This is a genomic window from Streptomyces niphimycinicus (assembly GCF_018883605.1).
GTDB classification, from domain to species: Bacteria; Actinomycetota; Actinomycetes; order Streptomycetales; family Streptomycetaceae; genus Streptomyces; species Streptomyces niphimycinicus.
Genome location: NZ_JAHLEM010000445.1, coordinates 1 through 5356, shown reverse-complemented (window position 1 = coordinate 5356; position 5356 = coordinate 1). Strand labels below are relative to the sequence as shown.

General features: G+C 72.3%; 3 protein-coding genes. All 3 read left to right on the top strand.

The genetic code is table 11. The features are described 5' to 3' along the window. Positions 1–1732, top strand: a 1732-nt coding sequence (locus KN815_RS31955) for a serine/threonine-protein kinase (RefSeq protein ID WP_308403688.1), incomplete at its 5' end; no start/stop codon positions are given. An 89-nt stretch (positions 1733–1821) separates the two neighbouring features. Then, positions 1822–3432: a succinic semialdehyde dehydrogenase gene (locus KN815_RS31950; protein WP_216345347.1), complete on the top strand. Its 1611-nt coding sequence runs from the start codon at positions 1822–1824 to the stop codon at positions 3430–3432. 25 nt (positions 3433–3457) lie between these two features. Next, on the top strand, positions 3458–5329 hold the full coding sequence (locus KN815_RS31945) for a GMC oxidoreductase (RefSeq protein WP_301184670.1): 1872 nt from the start codon (positions 3458–3460) through the stop codon (positions 5327–5329). The last annotated feature ends 27 nt before the right edge of the window (positions 5330–5356 follow it).

The window sequence follows — 5356 nt, the reverse complement described above, 5'->3', positions numbered from 1 at the left end:
ACCCGAGACGCCCACGGCACCCGGCCCGCCCGCAGCGCCCGGGACGCCCGCAGCGCCCGAGGGGGCCCAGCAGCCGGTGCAGTGGGCCGGGGCGTACGAGCCGACGCGGTTCGCCGATCCGCGCAGCGGTCCCCAGCCGCCCGTCGGAGAGCCATCTGCCGGAGAGCCATCCACCGGAGAGCCGCCCGCCGGACGGCAACCCGCCCCCGGCGCCCAGGACTCGAGCAGCGGGCGGCTCATCGGCGGCCGCTATCAACTCGTCTCCCGTCTCGGCCACGGCGGTATGGGCACCGTCTGGCGGGCCCATGACCAGATTGTGGACCGCGACGTCGCGGTCAAGGAGCCGCGCGTCCCCGACGATCTCCCCGAGCGCGAGCGGCAGACCGTCTACCAGCGGATGCGGCGCGAGGCGCGCGCCGCGGCCCGGATCGACCACCCCTCCGTCGTCACCGTCCATGACGTGGTGGTCGAGGACGGCCGCCCCTGGATCGTGATGGAGCTGGTGCGCGGCCAGTCGCTGGGCGACCGGCTGATGGAGGGCACGCTGGATCCGCGCGAGGCGGCCCGGATCGGGCTCGCCGTGCTCGGCGCGCTGGCGGCGGCCCATGAGGCGGGTGTGCTGCACCGCGATGTGAAGCCGGACAATGTGCTGCTCGGCCGGAGCGAGCGGGTGGTGCTCACCGACTTCGGCATCGCGCAGATCGAGGGCGAGCAGCGGCTCACCGAGACGGGGGGCTTCGTCGGCTCGCCCGAGTTCATCGCGCCCGAGCGGGTGCTGGGCCGGCGGCCGGGGCCGGAGTCCGACCTGTGGTCGCTCGGCGTCGTGCTGTACGCGGCGGTCGAGGGCATGTCCCCGTTCCGCCGCTCCCACGCCCCCGCGACCCTCCAGGCCGTGCTCGGCTCCGAACCGCAGGTCCCGGCGCGTGCCACCGGGCCGCTCGCCACGCTGATCATGCAACTGCTGCGCAAGGACCCGGCGATGCGCCCGGCGGCGCCCGAGGTGCGGCAGGCCCTGGAGGCGGCGGCGCGGGAGCCGCGGTCGGTGCCCACCATGCTCGCGTCGGCCGGATTCGCACCGGGCGGCGGGCAGCCCGCCGACAGCCGCTTCGTACCGCCGATCCTGCACAGGAACCGTAAGGCGCAGCTCGGGTTGGGCGGTCTGGCGCTGGTGGTGGCGGCCGCCGTGGTGCTGGTGGTCATGAAGCCGTTCTCCAGTGAGGGGCTGCCCACGGGCTGGACGGTCCGGGAGGAGCGCGATGTCGTGGGCGCGTCCCTGGCCGTGCCCGGCGAGTACCGGCGGGTCCAGGACGACAGCGACTCGGACAATCCGGTGGTCACCTACTACGACCCCAGCGGTGTCTTCACCGTGTCCCTGAGGCGGTCCACGCCCGACGGCGAGAACGACCCCGCGAGCCTCGACGCGGCGGCGGACCAGATCGTCGCCTTCTACAAGGACGGCGGCGGGTCGACGGTCGAGGACGCCACGAGCGAGACGGCCAAGGCCGAGCAGCAGGGGAAGGAGGCCCGGGACGTCACCACCTCGTATCTGCCGTACGGCACCAGCAGCAACAAGAACCCCATCCGTTACCAGAAGCGCGATCACCTCTACGTCAACAAGGCCAAGGTCGCCTGGGATCTGACGGTCTCCATACCCGCCGACGGCGATGCCCATGAGGAGGGCGAGAAGCTGTACGAGCGGATCGTGCGGAATCTGAAGATCGACAAGCTCTGAGGGAGTTGGGCGGGTCCGCCGGGGGGCGCCGGACGAAAGTTGTTACCGCCGGGTACCCAAAGCCGCCGGGCGGGCCTACTCTCGCCCCCATGACGGACTCGCACATAACGCAGGGCGGCACCGGAAACCCGGTGGCTCCCGAAGGCACCCGCACCGCCGCCGACGTCGTCACTCCCGAGCTGGTCGCCCGGCTCACCCGGGGCGTCGGGGGCAGCGGTACCACCGTCAGCCACACCCCGTTCACGGGGGACGTCCTCGCCTCCGCCCTGCCCGAGTCCACCCCCGAGGACGTCGCCACCGCGTATGAGAACGCCCGTGCCGCCCAGCGGGCCTGGGCCGCGACCCCGGTCCGCCGCCGCGCCGCCGTCCTCCTGCGCTTCCACGATCTGCTGCTGCGCCGCCAGCCGGAGATCCTGGACCTGATCCAACTGGAGACCGGCAAGACCCGGCTGCACGCCCAGGAGGAGGTCCAGGGCGTCACCATCGTGGCCCGCCATTACGGCCGTAAGGCGCCCGCCTATCTGCGCCCCAAGGGCCATCTGGGCGCGGTGCCCACCCTCACCAAGGTCACCGAACTGCGCCACCCGCGCGGTGTCGTCGGCCTCATAGCCCCCTGGAACTACCCCCTCCAGCTCTCCGTGGGCGATGCGATCCCCGCCTTCATGGCGGGCAACGCCGTGGTGATGAAGCCCGACACCGAGACCGCGCTTTCCGCCCTGTGGGCACGCGAGCTGATGGTGGAGGCCGGACTGCCCGCCGGGGTGTGGCAGATCGTGATCGGGGACGGCCCGGTGGTCGGCCCCGCCGTGGTCGAGCACGCCGACTATGTCGCGTTCACCGGCTCCACCCGCACCGGCCGCGAGGTGGCCCAGGCCGCCGCCGCCCGACTGGTGGGCTGCTCCCTCGAACTCGGCGGTAAGAACGCCATGCTGGTGCTGCGCGACGCCGACCTCGCCCGCGCGGTCGACGGCGCGGTGCGCGGCAGCTTCGCCTCCGCCGGGCAACTGTGCATCTCCATGGAGCGGCTGTACGTCCACGAGTCGATCGCGGACGACTTCCTGGAGCGCTTCGTGGCCCGTACGAAGGCCATGCGGCTCGGCACCGCCCTCGCGTACGGGGCGGAGATGGGCTCGCTCGTCTCGGAGCGCCAACTGGAGACCGTCACCCGCCATGTGGACGAGGCCGTCTCCAAGGGCGCCACGGTGCTCGCCGGTGGCCGCGCCCGCCCCGACATCGGCCCGTACTTCTACGAGCCGACGATCCTGGACGGCGTGGAGTCCCCGATGGCCGTCTGCGCCGAGGAGACCTTCGGCCCGGTCGTCTCCGTCTACCGCTTCCGCGACGAGGGCGAGGCGGTCGAGCGCGCCAACGCCACCTCCTACGGCCTGAACGCCAGCGTCTGGACCAAGGACGCCCGGCGCGGCCGCGCGATCGCCACCCGGCTGCGCGCGGGCACGGTCAACCTCAACGAGAGCTATGCCGCCGCCTTCGGCAGCGTCGCCTCCCCGATGGGCGGCATGGGCGACTCCGGACTCGGCCGCCGCCATGGCTCCGAGGGCATCCTCCGGTTCACCGAACCGCAGACGGTCGCCCAGCAGCGGCTGATGCCGCTCGGCCCGGCCTTCGGGATGACGGACGAGAAATACGCGGACTTCATGACCCGCAGCCTGCGCGCGCTCAAGGCACTGCGCCTGCGCTGACCAGCACAGTTCAAGGGAGGTACCCGTGTCAGGGGAGAAGTCTGCCCAAAGCCGGGGGCGAGCGACCGGGCCCGACGATGACGGCGACGACGGTGAGTTCGACTACGACGTGATCGTGATCGGCTCGGGATTCGGCGGGTCGGTATCGGCCCTGCGCCTGACCGAGAAGGGCTATCGGGTCGGCGTCCTGGAGGCGGGCCGCCGCTTCACCCCCGAAACCCTGCCCAAAAGCTCCTGGGACCTCCGCAACTACCTCTGGGCCCCGGCCCTCGGCTGCTTCGGCATCCAGCGCATCCATGTCCTCGGCAAGGTCATGGTGCTGGCGGGCGCCGGGGTCGGGGGCGGCTCGCTCAACTACGCCAACACGCTCTACGTACCGCCCGAGCCGTTCTTCCGGGACCGCCAGTGGGGGCACATCACCGACTGGCAGGACGAACTGCGCCCTTACTACGACCAGGCGCGGCGGATGCTCGGGGCGCGCCTCAACCACACCCTCACCCCCTCCGATGTCCACCTCAAGGCGGCCGCCGAGAAGATGGGCGTGGGGGACACCTTCCATATGGCGCCCGTGGGGGTCTTCTTCGGGGACGGCCACGACGCCGACGGCGCCACGAGGGCCGAGCCGGGCCAGGCCGTGCCCGACCCGTACTTCGGCGGCTTTGGACCGGCCCGTAAGGCGTGCACGGAGTGCGGTGAGTGCATGACCGGCTGCCGCCACGGCGCCAAGAACACCCTCAACGAGAACTACCTCCACCTCGCCGAACGGGCCGGCGCCGCCGTCCACCCGATGACTACCGTCGTCGCCCTCCGCGACGATCCGCACGGCGGCTATACGGTCACCACCGTCCCGACCGACAACCGCCGTAAGGGCAAGCCGAAGGCGCTGCGCTGCCGGTACGTGGTCCTCGCCGCCGGTACCTACGGCACCCAGACGCTGCTGCACACGATGCGGGACAAGGGGCTGCTGCCGCGCCTCTCGGAGCGGCTCGGCATCCTCACCCGCACCAACTCCGAGGCCCTGGTGGGCGCGCAGACCACCGACCGCCGCTACCGCCGGGCCCGGGGCGGGGAGCAGCGTGCGGACTTCACCCGGGGTGTCGCGATCACCTCGTCCATCCACCCCGACGCGAACACCCATATCGAGCCGGTCCGCTACGGCAAGGGCTCCAACGCGATGGGGATGCTCTCCATCCTCCAGATCCCGCACGGCGGCCGGATTCCGCGCTGGCTGCGCTTCCTTTGCGCCAACCTCCGGCATCCCAGCCTGGCCGTGCGCTCGCTGTCCAACCGCCGCTGGTCCGAGCGGACCATCATCGGCCTGGTCATGCAGACGCACGACAACTCGCTGACCACCTACCGCAGACCGAAGGGGCCGGGGAAGGGGCTGCTCACCGCCCGCCAGGGCCACGGCGAGCCCAACCCCGACCACATCCCCGAAGGCGCCGAGGCCGCCCGCCATATCGCCGACTCGATCAACGGCTTCGCGGGCAGCAACGTCGGCGAGCTCATGGGCACTCCGCTGACCGCTCACTTCCTCGGCGGCTGCCCGATCGGGGCGTCCCCGGAGGAGGGCGTCATCGACCCGTACCACCGGCTCTACGGCCATCCGGGCATCCATGTGGTCGACGGCGCCGCCGTCTCGGCCAACCTGGGCGTCAATCCGTCCCTGACCATCACGGCCCAGGCCGAGCGGGCGATGTCCCTGTGGCCCAACAAGGGCGAGCGCGACCCCCGTCCGTCCCCGGAGGCGCCGTACGAACGCCTCCGGCCCGTCCCGCCGGGCAGCCCCGCCGTACCGGCGGACGCCTTCGGCGCCCTGAGGCTTCCGCTGCTGCCGGTGCCGAAGGTGCCGAAGGTGCCGAAGGTGCCGCCGGGCCCGGCGGGCCCGGCGGCCTGAGCGGAGGGGGCGGGCGCGGGCCGGTGC

Bases quoted from the DNA above. Each gene is read 5' to 3' on its own strand.
- KN815_RS31950 (WP_216345347.1), top strand. From the start codon at position 1,822: ATGACGGACTCGCACATAACGCAGGGCGGCACCGGAAACCCGGTGGCT.